Annotated in this window: 22 protein-coding genes; 11 read left to right on the forward strand and 11 right to left on the reverse strand. The window is 64.8% G+C overall.

What is annotated here, in order from left to right:
• Positions 1–9: 9 nt before the first annotated feature.
• Positions 10–861 (reverse strand): hypothetical protein, encoded by an 852-nt coding sequence (locus tag ACQR1W_RS13215; RefSeq protein WP_434851196.1) that lies wholly within the window; start codon positions 859–861, stop codon positions 10–12.
• 95 nt (positions 862–956) lie between these two features.
• Positions 957–1757: an RMD1 family protein gene (locus tag ACQR1W_RS13220; RefSeq protein WP_434851197.1), complete on the reverse strand. Its 801-nt coding sequence runs from the start codon at positions 1755–1757 to the stop codon at positions 957–959.
• 179 nt (positions 1758–1936) lie between these two features.
• Between ACQR1W_RS13220 and ACQR1W_RS13225 the strand changes: the two genes are divergently transcribed.
• The gene (locus ACQR1W_RS13225; protein ID WP_434851198.1) at positions 1937–3088 is read left to right on the forward strand and encodes a DUF3095 domain-containing protein; all 1152 of its coding nucleotides are present in this window, start codon (positions 1937–1939) and stop codon (positions 3086–3088) included.
• Between the two features lie 21 nt (positions 3089–3109).
• Here the strand turns inward: ACQR1W_RS13225 and ACQR1W_RS13230 are convergent, their stop codons facing one another.
• The 3 genes from ACQR1W_RS13230 to ACQR1W_RS13240 all read right to left on the reverse strand — a co-directional run bounded on the left by ACQR1W_RS13230 (position 3110) and on the right by ACQR1W_RS13240 (position 5037).
• Positions 3110–3850: a hypothetical protein gene (locus ACQR1W_RS13230; RefSeq protein ID WP_434851199.1), complete on the reverse strand. Its 741-nt coding sequence runs from the start codon at positions 3848–3850 to the stop codon at positions 3110–3112.
• 75 nt (positions 3851–3925) lie between these two features.
• The gene (locus tag ACQR1W_RS13235) at positions 3926–4363 is read right to left on the reverse strand and encodes a DUF2147 domain-containing protein (protein WP_434851200.1); all 438 of its coding nucleotides are present in this window, start codon (positions 4361–4363) and stop codon (positions 3926–3928) included.
• A gap of 140 nt (positions 4364–4503) precedes the next feature.
• Entirely contained in the window at positions 4504–5037 is a 534-nt protein-coding gene (locus tag ACQR1W_RS13240) for a GNAT family N-acetyltransferase (protein ID WP_434851201.1), read from the reverse strand.
• A gap of 107 nt (positions 5038–5144) precedes the next feature.
• Between ACQR1W_RS13240 and ACQR1W_RS13245 the strand changes: the two genes are divergently transcribed.
• From ACQR1W_RS13245 to ACQR1W_RS13285, 9 genes are all read left to right on the forward strand, one after another.
• Positions 5145–5744 (forward strand): superoxide dismutase, encoded by a 600-nt coding sequence (locus ACQR1W_RS13245; protein WP_434851202.1) that lies wholly within the window; start codon positions 5145–5147, stop codon positions 5742–5744.
• Between the two features lie 181 nt (positions 5745–5925).
• The gene (crcB, locus tag ACQR1W_RS13250; protein ID WP_434851203.1) at positions 5926–6312 is read left to right on the forward strand and encodes a fluoride efflux transporter CrcB; all 387 of its coding nucleotides are present in this window, start codon (positions 5926–5928) and stop codon (positions 6310–6312) included.
• Between the two features lie 71 nt (positions 6313–6383).
• Positions 6384–6560, forward strand: coding sequence for a hypothetical protein (locus ACQR1W_RS13255; protein WP_434851204.1), 177 nt, complete (start codon positions 6384–6386; stop codon positions 6558–6560).
• A 5-nt stretch (positions 6561–6565) separates the two neighbouring features.
• Complete coding sequence (locus ACQR1W_RS13260; RefSeq protein ID WP_434851827.1) at positions 6566–7324, forward strand: metal ABC transporter ATP-binding protein; 759 nt, start codon at positions 6566–6568, stop codon at positions 7322–7324.
• On the forward strand, positions 7324–8193 hold the full coding sequence (locus tag ACQR1W_RS13265) for a metal ABC transporter permease (protein ID WP_434851828.1): 870 nt from the start codon (positions 7324–7326) through the stop codon (positions 8191–8193). Before ACQR1W_RS13260 ends, ACQR1W_RS13265 begins: the two co-directional genes overlap by 1 nt.
• A 7-nt stretch (positions 8194–8200) precedes the next feature.
• Positions 8201–9085, forward strand: a complete 885-nt coding sequence (locus tag ACQR1W_RS13270; RefSeq protein WP_434851205.1) for a metal ABC transporter substrate-binding protein — start codon at positions 8201–8203, stop codon at positions 9083–9085.
• 43 nt (positions 9086–9128) lie between these two features.
• Positions 9129–10172: a CobW family GTP-binding protein gene (locus tag ACQR1W_RS13275; protein WP_035980768.1), complete on the forward strand. Its 1044-nt coding sequence runs from the start codon at positions 9129–9131 to the stop codon at positions 10170–10172.
• Positions 10172–11191 carry a WD40 repeat domain-containing protein gene (locus ACQR1W_RS13280; protein WP_434851206.1) on the forward strand — a complete coding sequence of 340 codons (1020 nt, stop codon included), beginning with the start codon at positions 10172–10174 and terminating at the stop codon, positions 11189–11191. The genes ACQR1W_RS13275 and ACQR1W_RS13280 overlap by 1 nt, the downstream gene beginning before the upstream one ends.
• Before the next feature lie 78 nt (positions 11192–11269).
• Positions 11270–11590, forward strand: coding sequence for a hypothetical protein (locus ACQR1W_RS13285; RefSeq protein WP_008967472.1), 321 nt, complete (start codon positions 11270–11272; stop codon positions 11588–11590).
• 130 nt (positions 11591–11720) lie between these two features.
• Here the strand turns inward: ACQR1W_RS13285 and ACQR1W_RS13290 are convergent, their stop codons facing one another.
• From ACQR1W_RS13290 to ACQR1W_RS13315, 6 genes are all read right to left on the reverse strand, one after another.
• The gene (locus tag ACQR1W_RS13290; RefSeq protein ID WP_008967473.1) at positions 11721–13145 is read right to left on the reverse strand and encodes a homospermidine synthase; all 1425 of its coding nucleotides are present in this window, start codon (positions 13143–13145) and stop codon (positions 11721–11723) included.
• Between the two features lie 41 nt (positions 13146–13186).
• Complete coding sequence (locus tag ACQR1W_RS13295; RefSeq protein WP_434851207.1) at positions 13187–13576, reverse strand: RidA family protein; 390 nt, start codon at positions 13574–13576, stop codon at positions 13187–13189.
• Between the two features lie 98 nt (positions 13577–13674).
• Positions 13675–13845 (reverse strand): hypothetical protein, encoded by a 171-nt coding sequence (locus tag ACQR1W_RS13300; RefSeq protein WP_434851208.1) that lies wholly within the window; start codon positions 13843–13845, stop codon positions 13675–13677.
• Entirely contained in the window at positions 13833–14441 is a 609-nt protein-coding gene (locus tag ACQR1W_RS13305; protein ID WP_434851209.1) for a GNAT family N-acetyltransferase, read from the reverse strand. The genes ACQR1W_RS13300 and ACQR1W_RS13305 overlap by 13 nt, the downstream gene beginning before the upstream one ends.
• A gap of 154 nt (positions 14442–14595) precedes the next feature.
• Entirely contained in the window at positions 14596–15738 is a 1143-nt protein-coding gene (locus tag ACQR1W_RS13310) for a type III PLP-dependent enzyme (RefSeq protein ID WP_008967477.1), read from the reverse strand.
• Positions 15739–16424: 686 nt separating this feature from the next.
• Complete coding sequence (locus tag ACQR1W_RS13315; RefSeq protein WP_008967478.1) at positions 16425–16685, reverse strand: hypothetical protein; 261 nt, start codon at positions 16683–16685, stop codon at positions 16425–16427.
• A gap of 131 nt (positions 16686–16816) precedes the next feature.
• Between ACQR1W_RS13315 and ACQR1W_RS13320 the strand changes: the two genes are divergently transcribed.
• Positions 16817–18892 carry a M3 family metallopeptidase gene (locus ACQR1W_RS13320; protein WP_434851210.1) on the forward strand — a complete coding sequence of 692 codons (2076 nt, stop codon included), beginning with the start codon at positions 16817–16819 and terminating at the stop codon, positions 18890–18892.
• Positions 18893–19024 lie beyond the last annotated feature (132 nt).

Genomic DNA, 19024 nt, shown 5'->3' on the forward strand with positions numbered 1-19024 from the left:
CGGCGCGTCCTATTTGATGCAGCGGCCGACATCGCCGGACGCCGTCGGCGTCTCGTAGCCGCCCGGCGAAACCGGCTGGCCGTCGAACAAGACCGCCAGCTGGTTGGCAATGCCGAAGTCCGCGGCGCCTCGCCGCCGGTCATTGATCAGGCGCGCAATGTTCCATTCGTCGTGTGAACCATAGCTGAATGCGACCGACGCACGCAGGCCATAATAGTTGCGGAAGCCGGCCTTGGTCAGGCTGCCATTGGCGATCGCATCCTTGTATTTCGGGTTGGTCGCGATCTTGTCGTCGAACCACGCTTCCAGTCTTTCGAGGTCGGCGGTGCCGGTCAGCTCGAAATAGCGGGCAAAGTCGGTCGGGCCGGAGAAGTAGAAGAAGTCGAAGTCCTCGCCGAGGCCTTTCTGGCCTTCGAGGATCTGCGTCCACATGTACATGTAGTCGGCGCCGCTGGCGCCCTGCATGGCGTCGCTGCCTTCTTCGCCGGGATTGAGCAGATAGACGGTGCGCGCGCCGAAACGCTTGCCGACGTGCTCGGCGGTCGCTTTCGCCATGTCGGAATTGACGAGATAGGCGCCGCCGCCGGCCGGCGACAGCGGGACGCTGAGATAGCCGATGGCTTTGCCCTGGGCCCGGTTGTCCGCGATCAGCTGTCGTACCCGTGCCACATTGACAGTGATTGCATCGCGGTAGTCAGGATTGACGCAGTAGCAGATATCGAGCGCGGTACAGAGCGTCACGGGGGACGAGGCCGCGCGGGCCGGCGCGGGGTTCAGCAGCAGGATGGTGCCGGCGAGCACGAGCGCCGGGACGGCCCCCAACCTTTGTGCGCGGCGATAAGCCTTGACGAGACCGTTCATATTGCCACCTGGTTCGCCGTTGAGACGATCTCTGATGATACGTGCGGCGTATGACAATACAACCAAGGATTTTGCCAGGGCAGAGACCGAGATCGTCAATGCCCGCCGCGGGCATAAGCCTCGTAGATGGTGATGATGATCTCGAAGGCGATCAGGATCACGACGATGATCTCGAGCCGGAGCGAACGCTTGGTGTCGATGATGTCCGCGAGCGTGGTCGCGGTCTCCGCGATGACCGACAGCTTGCGGTTCAGTGACTCGGCGCGCTCGCTCAACTCATACTCGTCCTCGAGCCGCGCGTAGAGCCGCTCCAGGTCCGGACGGTCCCACAATACGTCGGGCTTCTCGCCGACAGCGACGCGTCCCGAGACGCGATGCTGCACCAGCAGCGCCTCGCCGAGCAGCTTCAGCATCGCCTTGCCGCCGCGCGAGCTGCGCCCCTGCACGGCGAGCTCGCGGGCAAACGGCTCGATCGTATCGAACACGTTGGCGACCTCGCGCTCGCCGCGGCCGAGCACCACGCTCTTGGCGAGCGCATCGGCGACGATCAGCAGCCGCTCCACGGAAAACTCCTTGACCACGATCGGGCCGCCCACCGATATCGGCTCGTCCGCCTCGCGCGCGACCTGGACCTTGGCGGTCTCCTCCTCGGGCGGATTGATCAGCCCGAACAGCCGCGAGCGCAAGCGCTCGAGAAACTCGGTCTCCTCTACCGCCGACATGCCGATGAAGACGACCACGCCATAGCGAAACACCACCGCAATGCCGTTCTCCCCGACGCGGACGGCGAGCGGCGTCGCATTCAGCACCTGCCCCTCGAAGCCCGCGGTGTTGATGCGGTCGGCGATCTGCAGCGCGCGGGCGGAGAGTTGCGGGACGGGCGGGGTCTGTGTCATCGCGTCAGCCTAGCAGGGCCGGGGGAGGATTTCGATGACGAGCACCCGCGACGAGGACCTGCGCAGTGTTCGGATCTGCTGTCGGGTGGTTTTGATTCAAATCCCCGTGCCTTGAACCCGCTTGACAGCGTCCGCCGTAGTTCCTCTTTGAGGACGCAATGGAGACGGATCATCCATCCATGTCGAACAAGAGCGCCGCCGATTTCTACGGCTCCATTCCGGTCTTCCGCGGCTTTGCCCGGTTGATGGAGCCGGCGCTGTACCGGTCGTTGCCGGACGATTGGACCGTCGGCGTGGCTGACATCGTCGATTCGACCACGGCGATCGCGGACAGGCGCTACAAGGCGGTCAACATGGCCGGGGCAGCGGTCATCGCGGCCGTGACCAACGGCCTGGAGGGGCGGGAATTCCCGTTCGTGTTCGGCGGCGACGGCGCGAGCTTCGCGGTGGGGCCGGACGATGTCGAGCGGGCGCGCGGCGCGCTGGCGGCGACCGCGAGCTGGGTACGCGAAGACCTGGGATTGGCCATGCGTGTGGCGCTGGTCCCGGTCGCAGCGATCCGCGCCCACGGCCTGGATGTGCGGGTGGCGCGTTACGGTCCTTCGGCGAATCTGTCCTACGCCATGTTCTCCGGCGGCGGCCTCGGCTGGGCGGAGACCGCGATGAAGCGCGGCGAATTCGCGGTGCAGGCCGCCCCGCCGGGCATCGAGCCTGATCTCTCCGGCCTGTCCTGCCGCTTCGAGGAGATCCCGTCTGCGCGCGGGCTCATCCTGTCGGTGCTGGTGCTGCCGGCGCAGGACGCCGATCCGCGCGAGTATCGCAAGGTGATCGAGGACATCATCACGCTGGTCGAGCACAGCCCCGATTCGGGCCGGCCGGTGCCGGCGGGCGGGCCGGCCTTGAAATGGCCGCCGCAGGGGCTGGATTATGAGGTCCGCGCATCGCGTGGCGGTCCGCTTTTCGCACGTCGCGTTCGCATCCTCGGGCGGACGCTGTTCGTCTATTTGATCATGCGCTTCGGCATCCGCATCGGCGGTTTCGAGCCGGCGCTCTATACGCAGCAGGTGGTGGAGAACTCCGACTTCCGCAAATATGACGACGCGTTGCGCATGATCCTCGACTGCACCGAGGAGCTGGCGCGGGCATTGAGCGCGCGGCTCACTGACGCCGCCTCACGCGGCATCGTGCGCCACGGGTTGCACCGGCAGGACGCCGCAATGATGACCTGCTTCACGCCCTCGGCGCTGCGTCCTGACCATGTGCATTTCATCGATGGCGCCCGCGGCGGCTATGCCTCGGCCGCGACCGCGCTGAAGGCAGCCACCGGCTGAGCGCGCCGATGGCGTGTGGGCTCATTTCGCCTTGCGTTTCGAACGGGGGACGATCAATCGGCCCCGCGCGCCCTTGCGATGCTCGCTGCGATGGCCGACGCGATCCTCCTGCGCGAACCGACGCTCTTTCGCCGGTGAACTGAACTGCTCCGTTACCTTGCCGTTCTTCCTGACGATGAGGTAGCCGCCCTTGGACATGCTGAACGGCTTCTTGAGCCGGCCGAGGTGATCGAACTTGGTGCCAGGCGGGTGTTTGCGCGGCTCGAACCAGGCCGGGTAGAGGAAGTTCGACATCTCGATGCCGTCGACCTTGAAGCGATCCTCCTCGACGGCATCGCTCAGCTCGTAGGCGTATTCGATCCCGTCAGCGCCATCGGCCCATATGTTGGCGAGCGGATCAATGACCATCTCGAACAGCTCATGGCATGCCGTCACGCTGACGGACTCGCTGGCGGCGAGCACCGTCCTGACGAAGATTTTCGACACGGGTTGACCGCCCTTGGTCAGCTTGTGATAGCCGAGCCTGCCGGCATCGTCGGTATCGTCGAGGAACACCAACTGCCAGTCGGAGGGCTTGGCCTTCTTGGTCGTGTAGAGCCTGACCGGAAAGCCCCATACGGGCAGGAAATGCGTATCATAGCATTTTTGCAGAGCCCGCGTGAGGGTGTCGAGCTCGACACCCAGGTCGGTCTTGGCCATGTTCATGCAGGCGACGGTCAACAGCCCGCTACGTCCTGTCCTGCCGGTCCGTGCTCCCTTCATTGCGGCCCCCTTCTAAAGCCCCATGATCATTGCTGCGGCGGCAGCGTAGTCGCGCTGTGCCTTGCCGTCATCCTCCTATTTCGCCCGCGTCCAGGTTTCGCCGCCGCAGAGCGCGCCGACGCAGCCTTCGACCTTGAGCGCGTCGGGATCAGCAACCGAGATGTGGCTGTCATAGCTTTGGCCGTCATCGGCATTGTAGATCTTGCCGGACCATCTGTTGGCGCCGTCCGGATGCATGCCGATGAAGAGCTGCAGGCCCATGATCGGTCGCCTGGCGAGTTCGCGATCCGGATTTTTGTCGTCGACCGCGGGCTTGGCGGTGCCGGGATCGATCGGCTGCTTCAGCCACACCACATTCCCGCACAGATTGGCGCCGCATTTGCCGACCTTGATCTTGGCGTCGCCTGCCTGCGTCAGCCAGGTCCCGGTCGGATCGTCTGCAGCCAGGGCCGGTTGCGCAACAATCATCAGCGCAGCGATCGAAAGACCCAGAACATTCAACTTGCCGGTCATGATACCCCCTGGAATTGAGACGGGTTCCATAACAGTAAATTGCGGCCATGCAACCGGCTGCGACTGTTTGTCCAAAGCCGCCTCATCACGATGAGGTGCGCGTCAACCTCACCGTGTCCAGGTCATTCGTCCGTCATGTCTCACCACGGCAGACCGCAGAGATCGAGCATGCCGCGCGTCGGCGCGTTGCGCTTGACGTCGTGAACGTAAGGTCCAATCGCGTCGAATCGCACGCGCCCCTTGTCTGGTTGCTCGGCATAGACGTCGCCGTCGAACGGCTTGAAGCCGCGCGCCATGTAGAACGGTGCACGATACGGCTCGCAGAACAGGATTGCGAAATTGACCGAGTCCTCGTGTCTGAAGGTCTGGATCGCGGCGTTGAGCGCGAGCGTCGCGAGCCCGCGATTGCGGACGTCCTCGCGCGTGATGACTCCGCCGATGCCGCCGGCATTCATCTTCTGGCCGTTCCAGGTGATCACGCGGCGGTAGAGCCCGACATGGCAGACGACATCGCCGGCCTCGTCCTGCACCACGACGCGGAGATCGGCATGGGCAAATTTGATACCGGCCCAGGGTAATGTTGCCACCACCTCAGGTGGCCAGACCGCGTTGTAAAGCGGCTCGACCAGCTTCCAGGAGGCGTCGCCATTGAGGACTTCGATCTCAATGCTCATCAAAGCGGCTCGTTTTTTCCAAAATCACAGTGTTTTACACTCTTGGAACCTTCTATAAGGAGGTCCCGTTAAATCCCGTCTTCCCACAAGTTGCGGAAACCACCCCCATGACCTTTACCCTTCCCCCGCTCCCTTACGACTATGAAGCCCTGGCGCCCTATATGTCGAAGGAGACGCTCGAATATCACCACGACAAGCATCACCAAGCCTATGTGACCAATGGCAACAATGCGATCAAGGGGACTGAATTCGAAGGGAAGTCCCTCGAGGAGATTGTGAAGGGCTCGTACGGCAAGAATGCCGCAGTCTTCAACAATGCTGGCCAGCACTACAACCACATCCACTTCTGGCAGTGGATGAAGAAGGATGGCGGCGGCAGCAAAGTGCCGGGTCGTCTGGAGAAGAAGATCAACGAGGATCTCGGCGGCTTCGAGAAATTCAAGGCCGATTTCGCCGCCGCCGGCGTCGGCCAGTTCGGCTCCGGCTGGTGCTGGCTCCAGGTCAAGAACGGCAAGCTCGAAATTTCCAAGACCCCGAACGGCGAGAATCCGCTGGTGCACGGCGCCACCCCGATCCTCGGCTGCGACGTCTGGGAGCACTCCTATTACATCGACTATCGCAACCGCCGTCCGGACTACCTGAAGGCGTTCGTCGAAAATCTCATCAACTGGGATTATGTCGACGAGCTGTTCGGCAAGACGGTCTGATCGGCGCACAGCGAACGAGTTGGAAAAGGGCGGCAGTCTTGCCGCCCTTTTTGCTGACAGAGAATTCCCGAAGAGAACAGTCCTTGTCACTGACGCGTGCGCGCGGCAAATTTTTTCTCGGTAGATCGCCTTTGATGGAGAAATTCGGCGTGGCCGGCGACGTGATGGAAATGAGGTTCAGGTGAAGCAGCTCATCGGATATGTGCTGGTGTTTCTCGGCGGTGGCGCAGGCGCCTCGTTGCGGCATGCGGTGAACATGGCAAGCGCCAAAGCGTTCGGCACCGCTTTTCCGTTCGGCACCTTCATCATCAACATCACGGGATCGATCGTGATGGGCCTGATCGCCGGTTATCTCGCGTTCAAGGGCGACGCCAGCCAGCACTGGCGATTGTTTTTGATGACCGGCATCCTTGGCGGCTACACCACGTTTTCTGCGTTTTCGCTCGACACGGCACTGCTCTATGAGCGCGGGGCGGTCGGCTTGGCGTCCCTCTATGTGGTCGGGTCCGTCGGTCTGTCGATCGCAGGCCTGTTCGCCGCGCTTGCCCTGGTCAGGTATCTCACCTGACGGCCGGCGTTTTTCCGGCCGCGCCGTCAGCTCCCGTGGACAGCGGCAATGTTATAATATAACATCCGCTAATGGTTTCACGCGATCTTCACGCCCACCCGCATCCGCACAGCCACGGGCCGGCAGCACCGCATCCGGCGCAGGCTGCGCCGTGGTCGATCCTGCGGATGCCGGTCGCAGCGCGCCTGGCCGCCGCCATGGCGGCCAGTGCCGGGCTATGGGTGATCGTCTGGCTGGCAATGCGCTGATGCCGATGACCGCGCCGCTGAAATTCCAGGATGTGACGCTCGGCTACGACCGCCATCCGGCCGTCCACCACCTCACGGGCGAGGTCGCTCCGGGCAGCCTGCTGGCCGTGGTCGGTCCCAACGGTGCCGGCAAGTCGACGCTGTTCCGCGGCCTCGTCGGCCTGCTCAAGCCGCTGGCCGGCAGCATCAGCACCGGCGGCCTGGACCGCCGCGGCATCGCCTATCTGCCGCAGGTCGCCGATATCGACCGCTCCTTCCCGATCTCCGTGTTCGATTTCGCCAGCACCGGGCTGTGGCGAACCGTTGGTCCGTTCGGCGGCATCGGCAAGGCGGCACGGAAGCTGATCGCGCAGGCCATCGCAGCCGTCGGCCTGACCGGCTTCGAGAACCGTAGCATCGGGACGCTCTCCGGCGGCCAGATGCAGCGCATGCTGTTCGCGCGCGTGCTGCTGCAGGATGCGCGCGTGATCGTGCTGGACGAGCCGTTCAACGCGATGGACGCCAGCACCTCCGCCGACCTGTTGCGGCTGGTCGAGCACTGGCACCAGGAGGGGCGCACGGTGGTGGCGGCGCTGCACGACCTCGACATGGTACGCGGGCATTTTCCGCAGACGCTGCTGCTGGCGCGGGAGCCGGTGGCCTGGGGCGCGACGGCCGAGGTGCTGAGCGCCGACAATCTCGCGCAGGCGCGACGGATGTGCGAGGCTTTCGACGAGACGGCCCGGACCTGCGTGCCCGACCAGCTTCCGTCGCGGGCGGCATGATGATTACGGACGTGCTGATCGCACCGTTTTCCGATTTCGCGTTCATGCGCCGCGCGCTTGCTGCTGTGATCGCGCTGTCGCTCGGCGCTGGCCCGATCGGCGTATTCCTGATGCTGCGCCGGATGAGCCTGATGGGCGACGCCATGGCGCATGCGATTCTGCCCGGTGCTGCGATCGGCTTTCTGCTCTCCGGCCTGAACCTGTTCGCGCTGACGGCCGGCGGCCTGGTGGCGGGCTTTGCGGTGGCGCTGCTCTCGGGGCTGGTGTCGCGCTCGACCGGGCTGAAGGAGGATGCCTCGCTGGCGACCTTCTATCTCGCTTCGCTCGCGATCGGCGTCACCATCGTCTCGGTGAAGGGCACCAACATCGACCTGCTGCACGTGCTGTTCGGCAACATCCTGGCCATGGACGATCCGACGCTGCTGATGGTGGCGACCAACGCGACGCTGACGCTCGTCGTGCTCGCGGTGATCTACCGCCCGCTGGTGATCGAGAGCGTCGATCCGCTGTTCCTGCGCACGGTGAGCCGGGCCGGCGCGCCGGCCCACCTGATCTTTCTCGGGCTGATCGTGGTCAATCTCGTCAACGGCTTCCAGGCGCTCGGCACCTTGCTCGCGGTCGGGCTGATGATCCTGCCTGCCGGCATCGCCCGGTTCTGGTCGCGCGACATCACGCCCATGATCTGCATCGCGGTGGCGGCCGCGATTTTGTCCGGCTATATCGGGTTGGTGCTGTCGTTCCAGACGCGCATTCCATCTGGCCCCGCGATCATCCTGGTCGCGGCGCTCATCTATCTCGGCTCGGTGCTGTTCGGACGCGTCGGCGGCGTGCTGCCGCAGCTGTTCCCGGGCCGCCACCTCGAGGCGTGATGCCGTCATGCGGAATGTCCACCTTATCCTGATTTTCGCGCTGCTTGGCCTTTGCTCGACGCCAGCGCGTGCGCAGACGCGCCTCAATGTGGTCGCGAGCTTCTCGATCCTCGGCGACTTCGTTCGTCAGGTCGGCGGCAATAAGGTCAATGTCATCACGCTGGTCGGGCCCGACAGCGACGTGCATGTCTATACGCCGACGCCGCATGATGCGAAGGATGTCGGCGAAGCCAAGCTGCTCGTCGTCAATGGGCTCGGGCTCGAGGGCTGGCTGCCGCGCCTCTTGCAGGCCTCCGCAGCCAAGGCCAAGATCGTCACCGCCACTGATGGCATCGCGGTGCGCAAGCGTGGCGCGGATGCCGATCCGCATGCCTGGCAGTCGGTCAAGAACGCGATGATCTATGTCAGGAACATCCGCGAGGCGCTCGTCGTCGCTGATCCTGCCGATGCGCCGATCTTCAAGGCCAATGCCGACCGTTACCTGACCGAGCTCGACGCCTTGGATCGCGAGGTGCGCGCGGAGGTCGACAAGATTCCGCCGGAGCGGCGCAAGGTGATCGCGACCCATGATGCGTTCGGCTATTTGGCCGACGCGTACGGGGTGCAATTCATCGCGCTGCTTGGGGTCTCCACCGAGACCGAGCCGAGCGCCCGCGACATGGCCGGGATCGTCGAGACCATCAAGCGCAACCGGATTCCGGCGGTGTTCCTGGAGAACTTCAATGATGACCGGTTGATCGATCGGATCGCCGCCGAGGCCGGGGCCACGATCGGCGGGACGCTGTATTCCGATGCTCTGAGCGAGGAAAACGGCCCCGCACCCACTTACATTGCCTTGGTCAGGCACAATATAAGGGCCCTGACCGGCGCGCTCGGCCGCGAGGCCCGATGAGTCAAGCCATCCCTATTGAATGCGAGCACTTTGCGGAGTGAGTATGTCTGACGTGACCTCCCAGAAAGTCCCCGTGACGGTGTTGACCGGCTATCTCGGCGCCGGCAAGACCACGCTTCTCAACCGCATCCTCTCCGAAGATCATGGCAAGAAGTACGCCGTCATCGTCAACGAGTTCGGCGAGATCGGCATCGACAACGACCTGATCGTCGGCGCCGACGAAGAAGTGTTCGAGATGAACAATGGCTGCATCTGCTGCACGGTGCGCGGCGACCTCGTGCGCATCATCGACGGCCTGATGCGCCGCAAGGGCAAGTTCGACGCCATCATCGTCGAGACCACGGGGCTTGCCGATCCGGCGCCGGTGGCGCAGACCTTCTTTGTCGACGAGGACGTGCAGAAGAATGCGCGGCTCGATGCCGTGGTCACGGTCGCCGACGCGAAATGGCTGGCCGACCGCCTGAAGGATGCGCCGGAAGCCAAGAACCAGATCGCGTTCGCCGATGTCATCGTGCTCAACAAGACCGATCTGGTGTCGAAGCCGGAGCTTGCCGAGGTCGAAGCGCGGATTCGCGGCATCAATCCCTACGCCCAGCTGCATCGCACCGAGCGTTGCCAGGTGGCGATTGCCGACGTGCTCGAGCGCGGCGCCTTCGATCTCGATCGCATTCTGGAGATCGAGCCTGATTTCCTCGAGGTGGACGATCACGACCACGATCATCACCACCATGATCATGACCACGGCCACCACCATCATCATGATCACGGGCTGAAGCACTATCACGACGAGGACATGCAGTCCCTGTCGCTGCGCACCGACAAGCCGCTCGATCCGACCAAGTTCATGCCGTGGCTGCAGCAGCTGGTGCAGACGGAAGGACCGAAGATCCTGCGCTCCAAGGGCATCCTGGCGTTCCAGGATGATGAGGATCGCTACGTCTTCCAGGGCGTCCATATGATGCTGGAGGGCGACCATCAGCGGAAGTGGAAGGAGGGCGAGCCGCGCGAGAGCCGGGTCGTCTTCATCGGTCGCGAACTGCCGGAAGCGGCCATTCGCGAGGGTTTTGAGCGCTGCATCGTGACCTGATGAGTTCGTTCGAGCCAGGCGGCGAGGCCGCATCCATTGTCTCCGTCACCGACCGGGTGAAGCCGGTCGCGCTCGGCATGGCCGTGAGCGCCGTGCATTATCTCGGCGACCGCGCCGTCTTTGTCGGCACCGAGGAGAGCGTCGCCTTCGTCGATCTCGAAGGCGCGGTCACCAAGGTCGAGGCAGTCGGCGGCGGGATCCTCTCCGCCGTTTCCGACGGCGCACGCATCGTCATCGGCAGCGACGACGGCAAGGTCGTTGGGGTCGACGGCAAGGGCGAGGTGGCTGTGCTGGCGACCGATCCGAAGCGGCGCTGGATCGACAATGTCGCCGTGCACGGTGAGGGCAGCGTGGCCTGGTCGGTCGGCAAGACCGCCTTCGTCCGCTCGCCCAAGGGCGAGGAGAAGTCGCTGGAGGTCCCCTCCACGGTCGGCGGCCTCGCCTTCGCGCCCAAGGGCCTGCGGCTCGCGATCGCCCATTACAACGGCGCGACCTTGTGGTTTCCCAATATGGCGGGCACGCCGGAGTTCCTGGCCTGGGCGGGCTCGCATCTCGCCGTCAGTTTCAGCCCGGACAACAAGTTCCTGGTCACCGCGATGCATGAGCCGGCGCTGCATGGCTGGCGTCTCGCCGACGGCAAGCACATGCGCATGACCGGATATCCGTCGCGGGTGAAGTCGATGGCCTGGGGCGGCGGCGGCAAGTTTCTCGCGACCTCCGGGGCCGACATGGTGATCATGTGGCCCTTCGTCGGCAAGGATGGCCCGATGGGCAAGGAGCCGGCGATGCTGGCGCCGCTGCAGGCCAAGGTGACGGCGGTGGCCTGCCATCCCAAGCAGGACATGCTCGCGGCCGGCTATGAGGACGGCACGGTGCTGATGGTGCGGATGCATGACGGAGCCGAGATCCTGGTGCGCCGCAACGGTACCCCACCGATCGTGGCGCTGGCCTGGAACGTCAACGGCACATGGCTCGCTTTCTCCGACGAAACCGGCGCAGCCGGGCTGTTGAAGGTCTGAGGCATCACGGCGCGGCTTCCATTGGGAACCGCGCCGACCGTCATTCGTTGGTTCCCGCAAGCAACTTGTGGGTGACCCATGGCCTCAGTGAACAGCAAACAGAGATTGCGCAGGGAGCTGCTGCTGGGTGTCGGCCTGCTTGTTGCCGGCGCCATCATGGCGGCCCTGTCGCTGACCCAGATCCACGCCAATCATCTCGATCAGATGGCGCAGGCGACGCCTTCAGCCTCGCCCGAGCCCTCCCCGACGCCGGCCGAATCGAAGCCGGGCGGCACACGGCCGACCACGCCGGCGCCCGAGCCTGCGCGGCCCGATCCTGCCGCCGTGAAGGAGGGCGCCAAGCCGGCCCTGCCGCCGGCCCCGGCCGAAAAGGTCGCCCCGCCAATCGAGAAGAAGTAGCTCCGATTTTCACCGTCATCCCCCGCGCAGGCGGGGGATCCAGTAAACACCAGCATCTCGATTCCCATGACCGCCGCGGCGTACTGGGTGCCCCGCCTTCGCGAAGGCGGGGCACGACGGCGAAGGGAATTTACCGCACCAGAATATTCCGAAACTGCCACGGATCGTTGGTGTCGATGTCCTCCGGGAACAGGCCGGGGCGGTCGGTGAGCGGGGTCCAGTCGGTGTAGAAGCCCTTCACCGGGCCGAGATACGGCGTCTGGATTTCGAGGCAGCGGCGGAAGTCCACCTCGTCGGCCTCGACGATGCCGGCGTTCGGGTTCTCCAGCGCCCACACCATGCCGGCGAGCACCGCTGACGACACCTGCAGGCCGGTCGCGTTCTGATAGGGCGCGAGCTTGCGCGTCTCCTCGATCGAGAGCTGCGAGCCGTACCAATAGGCATTCTTGGCATGGCCGTAGACCAGCACGCCGAGTTCGTCGATGCCGTCGACGATCTCGTGCTCGTCCAGGATGTGCCACTTCTCCTGCATCTTGCCGGTGGCGCCGAAGATCTCGTGCAGCGACAGCACCGCGTCATTGGCCGGGTGATAGGCGTAGTGGCAGGTCGGGCGGTACACCACCTTGTCGCCGTCGCGCACGGAGAAATAGTCGGCGATCGAGATCGACTCGTTGTGGGTCACCAGGAAGCCGTATTGCGCGCCGGGCGTCGGGCACCAGGAGCGCACGCGGGTGTTGGCGCCGGGCTGCAGCAAATAGATCGCTGCGCCGCAGCCGTCGGGATGGCAGCGGCCATTGTCCGGCATCCACTTTTCGTTGGTGCCCCAGCCGAGCTCCGCGGGCTGCATGCCTTCGGACACGAAGCCTTCGACCGACCAGGTGTTGACGAACACGTCCATCGGCTTCGGGTTCTTGGAGCGCTGGGTGTCGCGCTCGGCGATGTGGACGCCCTTGACGCCGAGCTTCTGCATCAGCTGGGCCCAGCCTTCGCGGCTCTTCGGCTCGTTGATCTCGGTGCCGGTATCGCGCGCGATGTTGAGCAGCGCCTGCTTGACGAACCAGGACACCATGCCGGGATTGGCGCCGCAGGTGGAGACCGCGGTGGTGCCGCCCGGGCTCTTGCGGCGTGCCGCCAGCAGGGTCTCGCGCAGCGCGTAGTTGGAGCGCTTCTCGACGTCCATCTTCTTGTCGAAATAGAAGCCGGCCCAGGGCTCGACCACGGTGTCGATATAGAGCGCGCCGACCTCGCGGCACATCGTCATGATATCGACCGAGGAGGTGTCGACCGACAGGTTGACGCAGAAGCCCTGGCCGCCGCCCTCGGTGAGCAGCGGCACCAGCAGCTCGCGGTAATTGTCGCGGGTCACGGCCTGCTGGATGAAGCGCACGCCGTGCTGCTTGGCGAGCTCGCCATTGTCATGCGGATCGATGATCACGAAGCGCTTCTTGTCATAATCGAAGTGCCGCTCGATCAAGGGCAGGGTGCCCTTGCCGATCGAGCCGAAGCCGATCATGACGATGGGGCCGGTGATCTTCGCGTGGATCTGCGAGCTCATGGGATGTGTTTCTCCGCGAAAGGTGCGTTGGATGGATAGATTCAGGCGGCGCGCCGCTTGGCCGTGACCTCGATCTCGACCTTCATCTCCGGCTTGAGCAGCGCCGAAACCACCACCAGCGTGGCGGCCGGGCGGATCTCACCCAGCACCTCGCCACAGACGGCGAAATGCGCATCCGCGTCAGCGACGTCGGTGAGGTAATAGGTCGCGCGGACGACGTCGGCCATGTCGAAGCCGGCCTCCTTCAGGGCCGCTGCGATGGTCTTGAAACAGTTGCGTGACTGGCTCGTGACATCGGCCGGCATCGTCATCGTGGTGTAATCATAGCCGGTGGTGCCCGCGACGAAGGCGAAGTCACCATCGACGACGGCGCGGCTGTAGCCCGCGGTCTTCTCGAACGGCGAGCCGGTGGAAATCAGGCGTCTGGCCATGAGGAACCTCTCGATCAATTTTGGCGGGGTTTAAGGGCTTTTGCTGCACCTGCGCAACCCCTCGGGCGGAGGTGGCGGAGTGCGGGCGGGATGATCGCTCAGTGGGCCCGCGTGACGTCGGGCGGGGCCGTTCCTGTCCCACTCCAGCGCCGGATGACGATGTCGCGGACGATCATCAGCGCAAGCAGGATCAGGACCAGCGTGGGCACCAGGGTCCGCCGCCGCTTCGGCTCCGCACTCGGCTGGCCTTCGACGCTCACGCCGCGCATGATATCAACGCCGCCTTGCGGCTGCGCCGCGTCTTGCGCTCTTCGGCCTTGCGCTCCCGCGCTCCGGTGGCGACGATCATGCCCCAGGCGCCGTCGAGTGCACCGGCGACGAGCTCGCAGCCGAGCAGCCGCGTCCGCTCGAACGGTCCCGGCAGCTCGAGCGCGGCGGTCTTCTCGGCCGAGAAGCCGAAGCGGGTATAATAGGGCGCATCGCCGAGCAGGATCACCGCGGCATGGCCGCGCGCGCTCGCAAGACCAAGCGCGGCCTCCATCAACGCGGCGCCGATGCCGAGGCCACGCGCGTCGTAATCGACGGCCAGTGGCCCCAGCATCAGCGCATCGCGCCCACCGGCGCTGACGTGCCACAACCGCACGGTCCCCACGAGGCGCCCGTCGCGAACCGCCGACAGGGCAAGGCCTGTGGCGGGCGCGCGTCCGTCGCGCAGGCGCTGGCAGGTGCGCTCATGGCGGTTGTCGCCAAAACAGGCATCCAGCAGGGCCTCGCGCGCCGGCACGTCGGAAGCGCGTTCCGCACGGATCGCGAACGGAGCGGCAGTCCGAACAGGCGCAGTCGGGTTGGACCGAAAAGCAGTCATGGCACGTCAGTCTCCGGCTTGCCGCGGCAGGCGATCGCCCGCGCGGAAGCGCGTCAGGTCAGGTCGGGAGTGTCGGGTTATCGCTCCCTCTCCCGCTTGCGGGGGAGGGTCGGGGTGGGAGTTCATCCCACCCGGCGCTCGGAACTGCGGGCGCTCAGATGTGGTAGGTCTTGAGCGGCGGGATGCCGTTGAAGGCCACCGACGAATAGGTCGACGTGTAGGCCCCGGTCCCTTCGATCATCACCTTGTCGCCGATCGAGAGCGTCACCGGCAGCGGATATGGCAGCTTCTCGTAGAGCACGTCGGCCGAATCGCAGGTCGGGCCGGCGAGCACGCAAGGCGTCATGTCCGCGCCGTCATGCGGCGTGCGGATCGCGTAGCGGATCGACTCGTCCATAGTCTCGGCGAGGCCGCCGAACTTGCCGATGTCGAGATAGACCCAGCGCAGCTCGTCCTCGTCGCTCTTCTTCGAGATCAGCACCACTTCCGACTCGATCACCCCCGCATTGCCGACCATGCCGCGGCCGGGCTCGATGATCGTCTCCGGAATCTGATTGCCGAAGTGCTTGCGCAGCGCACGGAAGATCGAGCGGCCGTACTGCACGACCGGCGGCACGTCCTTCAGGTACTTGGTCGGGAAGCCGCCGCCCATGTTGACCATGGTCAGGTTGATGCCGCGCTCGGCGCAGTCGCGGAACACGGTGGACGCCATGGCGAGCGCGCGGTCCCACGCCTTCACCTTGCGCTGCTGCGAGCCGACATGGAACGAAATGCCGCAGGGCTCCAGGCCCAGCCGCTTGGCGAGATCCAGCACCTCGACCGCCATTTCCGGGTCGCAGCCGAACTTGCGCGACAGCGGCCACTCGGCGCCGGCGCAATCATAGAGGATGCGGCAGAACACCTTGGCGCCGGGCGCGGCACGCGAGATTTTTTCGACTTCGGCAGCGCAGTCGACCGCGAACAGGCGAATGCCGAGCGCGTAGGCGCGCGCGATGTCGCGCTCCTTCTTGATCGTGTTGCCGTAGGAGATGCGGTCCGGTGTCGCACCGGCGGCCAGCGCCATCTCGATCTCGGCGACGGTCGCCGTGTCGAACGAGGAGCCGAGCGAGGCCAGCAGCGACAGCACTTCGGGCGCAGGGTTGGCCTTCACCGCATAGAACACGCGGCTGTCGGGCAGCGCCTTGGCGAAGCTGATGTAGTTGTCGCGCACGATCTCGAGGTCGACAACGAGACAGGGCTCGGTGTCCAGACCTTCCTCGCGGCGGTTGCGCAGGAATTCCCGAATACGTTCGGTCATAGCACCCTCCAAACGGCCTCCAGCGACGAGGCCCGTTCAAACGTTCTCGACGGCGGTGCTTTGGCGTTGCCACCCGATGGAAAGGCGACAAAACCTTGAACCGAAGCCGAATTGTGCTGCCGTGGATTGGTTGGGAGGGTTCCCGCCCGCACACCTGGCAATGAAGGACAAGCCTTTTCAGTAGCCCGCGCCGGCGTTGGACTGCCGGTAGAGACCAAAAAAGCCCGCTCCGTCGTTGCTTTAAGTCGCGTCCCCCGTTGAGAGCGGGGTGCGCCGGTTCGCCTCCGGCTGCCAGTCACGGTTGCAAGAGGTGAGGTCACCTTCAGCGGCATCTCTTGAGAGAGATGCTGGGCTTTCGGTTTGTGCTGATCTCGATCGGATGATCGCGATCCTAACAAAGCCGAGGGCCCCTCGATTCCTCATCCCTTGGCGGCTGTCCGGCCTCTTGTCCGGATACCTACCGACTGACACACGACCACAGGCACGTGCGAAATTGGGCAAGTTGGGAAATAAGCGTTTTGATTTTCGATCGCAAGATTTTTTTCAAACTTGCGCGCAATTTCCCTAACCATGTGCTTACGAGCACACATGGCGAGCTGAATGGGCGCGACAATCTGAACGGACGTTAAGCCAATCGAAAGATGTGTCGCGCGCGACGCCTTATGCAGCAGTGTTTTCGCTGCAGCTCAGGCGCGCTTCACGAACGGCTCGACGCGCTGCGCGCCGCGAATGAACGCCGCCATCACGAAGACGCCGAGCGCGAACAGCAAGGCCTGCAGCACGTGGGTGCCGGTGTCGCCGAGCCCGAACAGAATCGAAAGCGCCCAGCCGCCTGCGAAGGCTGCACCGAACACTTCGGCGCCGATCAGGATCGCAGCCGAGATCACGGTGATCACGCTGGTCCAGACGATCTGGCGGGAGGCGGTGGGCTGATTCTCTGCGCTCATGACGGGGTCCTTGTGAAGGGCGCAATCTCTCCGAAAAGCCACGTCGCATCAAGGGGAAATGACCGCAAAAATGCCGCCCGGCGTGGTAAGAAAGCGGGATTTGAGATCTCGGGAGAGGACGGATTTTGCCGATGTCAGACAGCACCGACGCCACTGCGACCAACCCGCTCCTGAACGCATGGGAGACGCCGCACCAGACGCCGCCGTTCCACGAGATCAAGCCGGAGCATTTCCTCCCCGCCTTCGAGCGCGCCTTCGCCGATCATGCCGCTGAGATCGTGGCGATCACCCATGATCCGGCCGAGCCCGACTTCGCCAACACGATCACGGCGCTGGAGCGGTCGGGCAAGCTGCTCTCCAAGGTCGCGGCCGTCTTCTACGACCTGGTCTCGGCGAATTCCAATCCGGAGATCCTGGAGCTCGACAAGGATGTCTCCCTGCGGATGGCGCGGCACTGGAACCCGATCCAGATGAACGCGGTGCTGTTCGGGCGCGTCGCGCAGCTGCACGAGAAGCGTAAGAGCCTGGAGCTGACGCCTGAGGAACTGCGGCTGCTGGAGCGCACCTATACGCGTTTCCGCCGCGCCGGCGCGGGCCTCTCCGAGGACGCCAAGACGCGGATGGCCGAGATCAACGAGCGGCTCGCCCAACTCGGCACCACCTTCAGCCATCATTTGCTCGGGGACGAGCAGGACTGGTTCCTGGAGCTTTCCGAGGACGACCGCGCCGGGCTGTCCGAGCAGTTCGTCGCGGCGGCCAAGACGGCGGCCGAGGAGCGCGGCATGCCCGGCAAGGCGATCGTGACGCTGTCGCGCTCGGCCGTCGAGCCGTTCCTGCAGAGTTCGGCCCGGCGCGACCTGCGCGAGAAGGTGTACAAAGCCTTCACCGCGCGCGGCGACAATGGCAACGCCAACGACAACAAGATGGTGATCGGCGAGATCCTCGCGCTTCGCGAGGAGGCGGCCAAGATCATGGATTTCCCGACCTACGCGGCCTATCGCCTGGAGGACTCCATGGCGAAGACGCCCGAGGCCGTGCGCGGCCTGTTGGAACGGGTCTGGAAGCCGGCGCGCGCCAAGGCGCTGGCCGACCGCGATGAGCTGCAGAAGCTGATCGCGGCGGAGGGCGGAAATTTCAAGCTCGAGGCCTGGGACTGGCGCTACTACGCCGAAAAGCTCCGGCAGGCCAAGGCCAATTTCGACGACGCTGCGATCAAGCCCTATCTGGCGCTCGACAACATGATCGCCGCGGCATTCGACGTGGCCACGCACCTGTTCGGCATCACCTTCGTCGAGCGCACCGACATTCCGGTCTGGCATCCGGACGTCCGGGTCTGGGAGGTCAGGGATGCCGCGGGCAAGCACAAGGCGCTGTTCTATGGCGACTACTTCGCCCGGTCCTCGAAGCGCTCCGGCGCCTGGATGACCTCGCTGCGCGACCAGCAGAAGCTTGACGGCGCGGTGGCGCCGTTGGTCATCAATGTCTGCAATTTTGCCAAGGGAGCGGACGGGCAACCGGCGCTGCTGTCGCCGATGGATGCGCGGACCCTGTTCCACGAGTTCGGCCACGGCCTGCATGGCATGCTGTCGAACGTGACCTATCCCTCGCTCTCGGGAACGGCCGTGTTCACCGATTTCGTCGAGCTGCCCTCGCAGCTCTATGAGCATTGGCAGGAGCGGCCCGAGGTGCTGCAGAAGTTCGCCCGTCATTACCAGACCGGGGAGCCGCTGCCCGAGGACCTGCTCAACCGCTTCATCGCGGCGCGCAAGTTCGGCCAGAGCTTCGCCACGGTCGAATTCGTCGCCTCGGCGCTGGTCGATCTCGAATTCCACACCCAGCCGGCCGCGGCAGCCCAGGATGTCGGCGCTTTCGAGCGTGCCGAGCTTGCCAAGATCGGCATGCCCGCGGAGATCGCGATGCGCCATCGGCCGACCCAGTTCGGCCATATCTTCTCCGGCGATCACTACGCCTCGGGCTACTACAGCTACATGTGGTCGGAGGTGATGGATGCCGACGCATTCGGCGCCTTCGAGGAGGCCGGGGACATTTTCGATCCGGCGGTCGCCAAGCGGCTCCACGATAACGTCTACGCCTCGGGCGGCTCGGTCGATCCGGAAGCTGCCTATGTCGCCTTCCGCGGCCGCGAGCCCGAGCCGGACGCGCTGCTGCGGCGCCGTGGCCTGCTCGAGGTGCCGAAGGCGGCGTGAGAGAGTGCGGACTGCTCGGCAGTGGCTCCGCTTAGCGGGTGCCGCGTGAACCGCTATCATCGCCCGGCTTGACCGGGCGATCCAGTATTCCAGAGACGGCAGTGATCAATCGAGAAGCCGCGGCGTACTGGA

Source organism: Bradyrhizobium sp. HKCCYLS1011 (assembly GCF_051167795.1).
Classification (GTDB): domain Bacteria; phylum Pseudomonadota; class Alphaproteobacteria; order Rhizobiales; family Xanthobacteraceae; genus Bradyrhizobium.

Bases quoted from the DNA above. Each gene is read 5' to 3' on its own strand.
- ACQR1W_RS13285 (WP_008967472.1), top strand. From the start codon at position 11,270: ATGGCCTCAGTGAACAGCAAACAGAGATTGCGCAGGGAGCTGCTGCTG.
- ACQR1W_RS13290 (WP_008967473.1), bottom strand. From the start codon at position 13,145: ATGAGCTCGCAGATCCACGCGAAGATCACCGGCCCCATCGTCATGATC.
- ACQR1W_RS13215 (WP_434851196.1), bottom strand. From the start codon at position 861: ATGAACGGTCTCGTCAAGGCTTATCGCCGCGCACAAAGGTTGGGGGCC.
- ACQR1W_RS13275 (WP_035980768.1), top strand. From the start codon at position 9,129: ATGTCTGACGTGACCTCCCAGAAAGTCCCCGTGACGGTGTTGACCGGC.
- ACQR1W_RS13280 (WP_434851206.1), top strand. From the start codon at position 10,172: ATGAGTTCGTTCGAGCCAGGCGGCGAGGCCGCATCCATTGTCTCCGTC.
- ACQR1W_RS13265 (WP_434851828.1), top strand. From the start codon at position 7,324: ATGATTACGGACGTGCTGATCGCACCGTTTTCCGATTTCGCGTTCATG.
- ACQR1W_RS13225 (WP_434851198.1), top strand. From the start codon at position 1,937: ATGTCGAACAAGAGCGCCGCCGATTTCTACGGCTCCATTCCGGTCTTC.
- ACQR1W_RS13260 (WP_434851827.1), top strand. From the start codon at position 6,566: ATGACCGCGCCGCTGAAATTCCAGGATGTGACGCTCGGCTACGACCGC.
- ACQR1W_RS13320 (WP_434851210.1), top strand. From the start codon at position 16,817: ATGTCAGACAGCACCGACGCCACTGCGACCAACCCGCTCCTGAACGCA.
- ACQR1W_RS13245 (WP_434851202.1), top strand. From the start codon at position 5,145: ATGACCTTTACCCTTCCCCCGCTCCCTTACGACTATGAAGCCCTGGCG.
- ACQR1W_RS13255 (WP_434851204.1), top strand. From the start codon at position 6,384: ATGGTTTCACGCGATCTTCACGCCCACCCGCATCCGCACAGCCACGGG.
- ACQR1W_RS13270 (WP_434851205.1), top strand. From the start codon at position 8,201: ATGCGGAATGTCCACCTTATCCTGATTTTCGCGCTGCTTGGCCTTTGC.
- ACQR1W_RS13240 (WP_434851201.1), bottom strand. From the start codon at position 5,037: ATGAGCATTGAGATCGAAGTCCTCAATGGCGACGCCTCCTGGAAGCTG.
- ACQR1W_RS13310 (WP_008967477.1), bottom strand. From the start codon at position 15,738: ATGACCGAACGTATTCGGGAATTCCTGCGCAACCGCCGCGAGGAAGGT.
- ACQR1W_RS13235 (WP_434851200.1), bottom strand. From the start codon at position 4,363: ATGACCGGCAAGTTGAATGTTCTGGGTCTTTCGATCGCTGCGCTGATG.
- ACQR1W_RS13295 (WP_434851207.1), bottom strand. From the start codon at position 13,576: ATGGCCAGACGCCTGATTTCCACCGGCTCGCCGTTCGAGAAGACCGCG.
- ACQR1W_RS13230 (WP_434851199.1), bottom strand. From the start codon at position 3,850: ATGAAGGGAGCACGGACCGGCAGGACAGGACGTAGCGGGCTGTTGACC.
- ACQR1W_RS13220 (WP_434851197.1), bottom strand. From the start codon at position 1,757: ATGACACAGACCCCGCCCGTCCCGCAACTCTCCGCCCGCGCGCTGCAG.
- ACQR1W_RS13300 (WP_434851208.1), bottom strand. From the start codon at position 13,845: ATGCGCGGCGTGAGCGTCGAAGGCCAGCCGAGTGCGGAGCCGAAGCGG.
- ACQR1W_RS13315 (WP_008967478.1), bottom strand. From the start codon at position 16,685: ATGAGCGCAGAGAATCAGCCCACCGCCTCCCGCCAGATCGTCTGGACC.
- ACQR1W_RS13305 (WP_434851209.1), bottom strand. From the start codon at position 14,441: ATGACTGCTTTTCGGTCCAACCCGACTGCGCCTGTTCGGACTGCCGCT.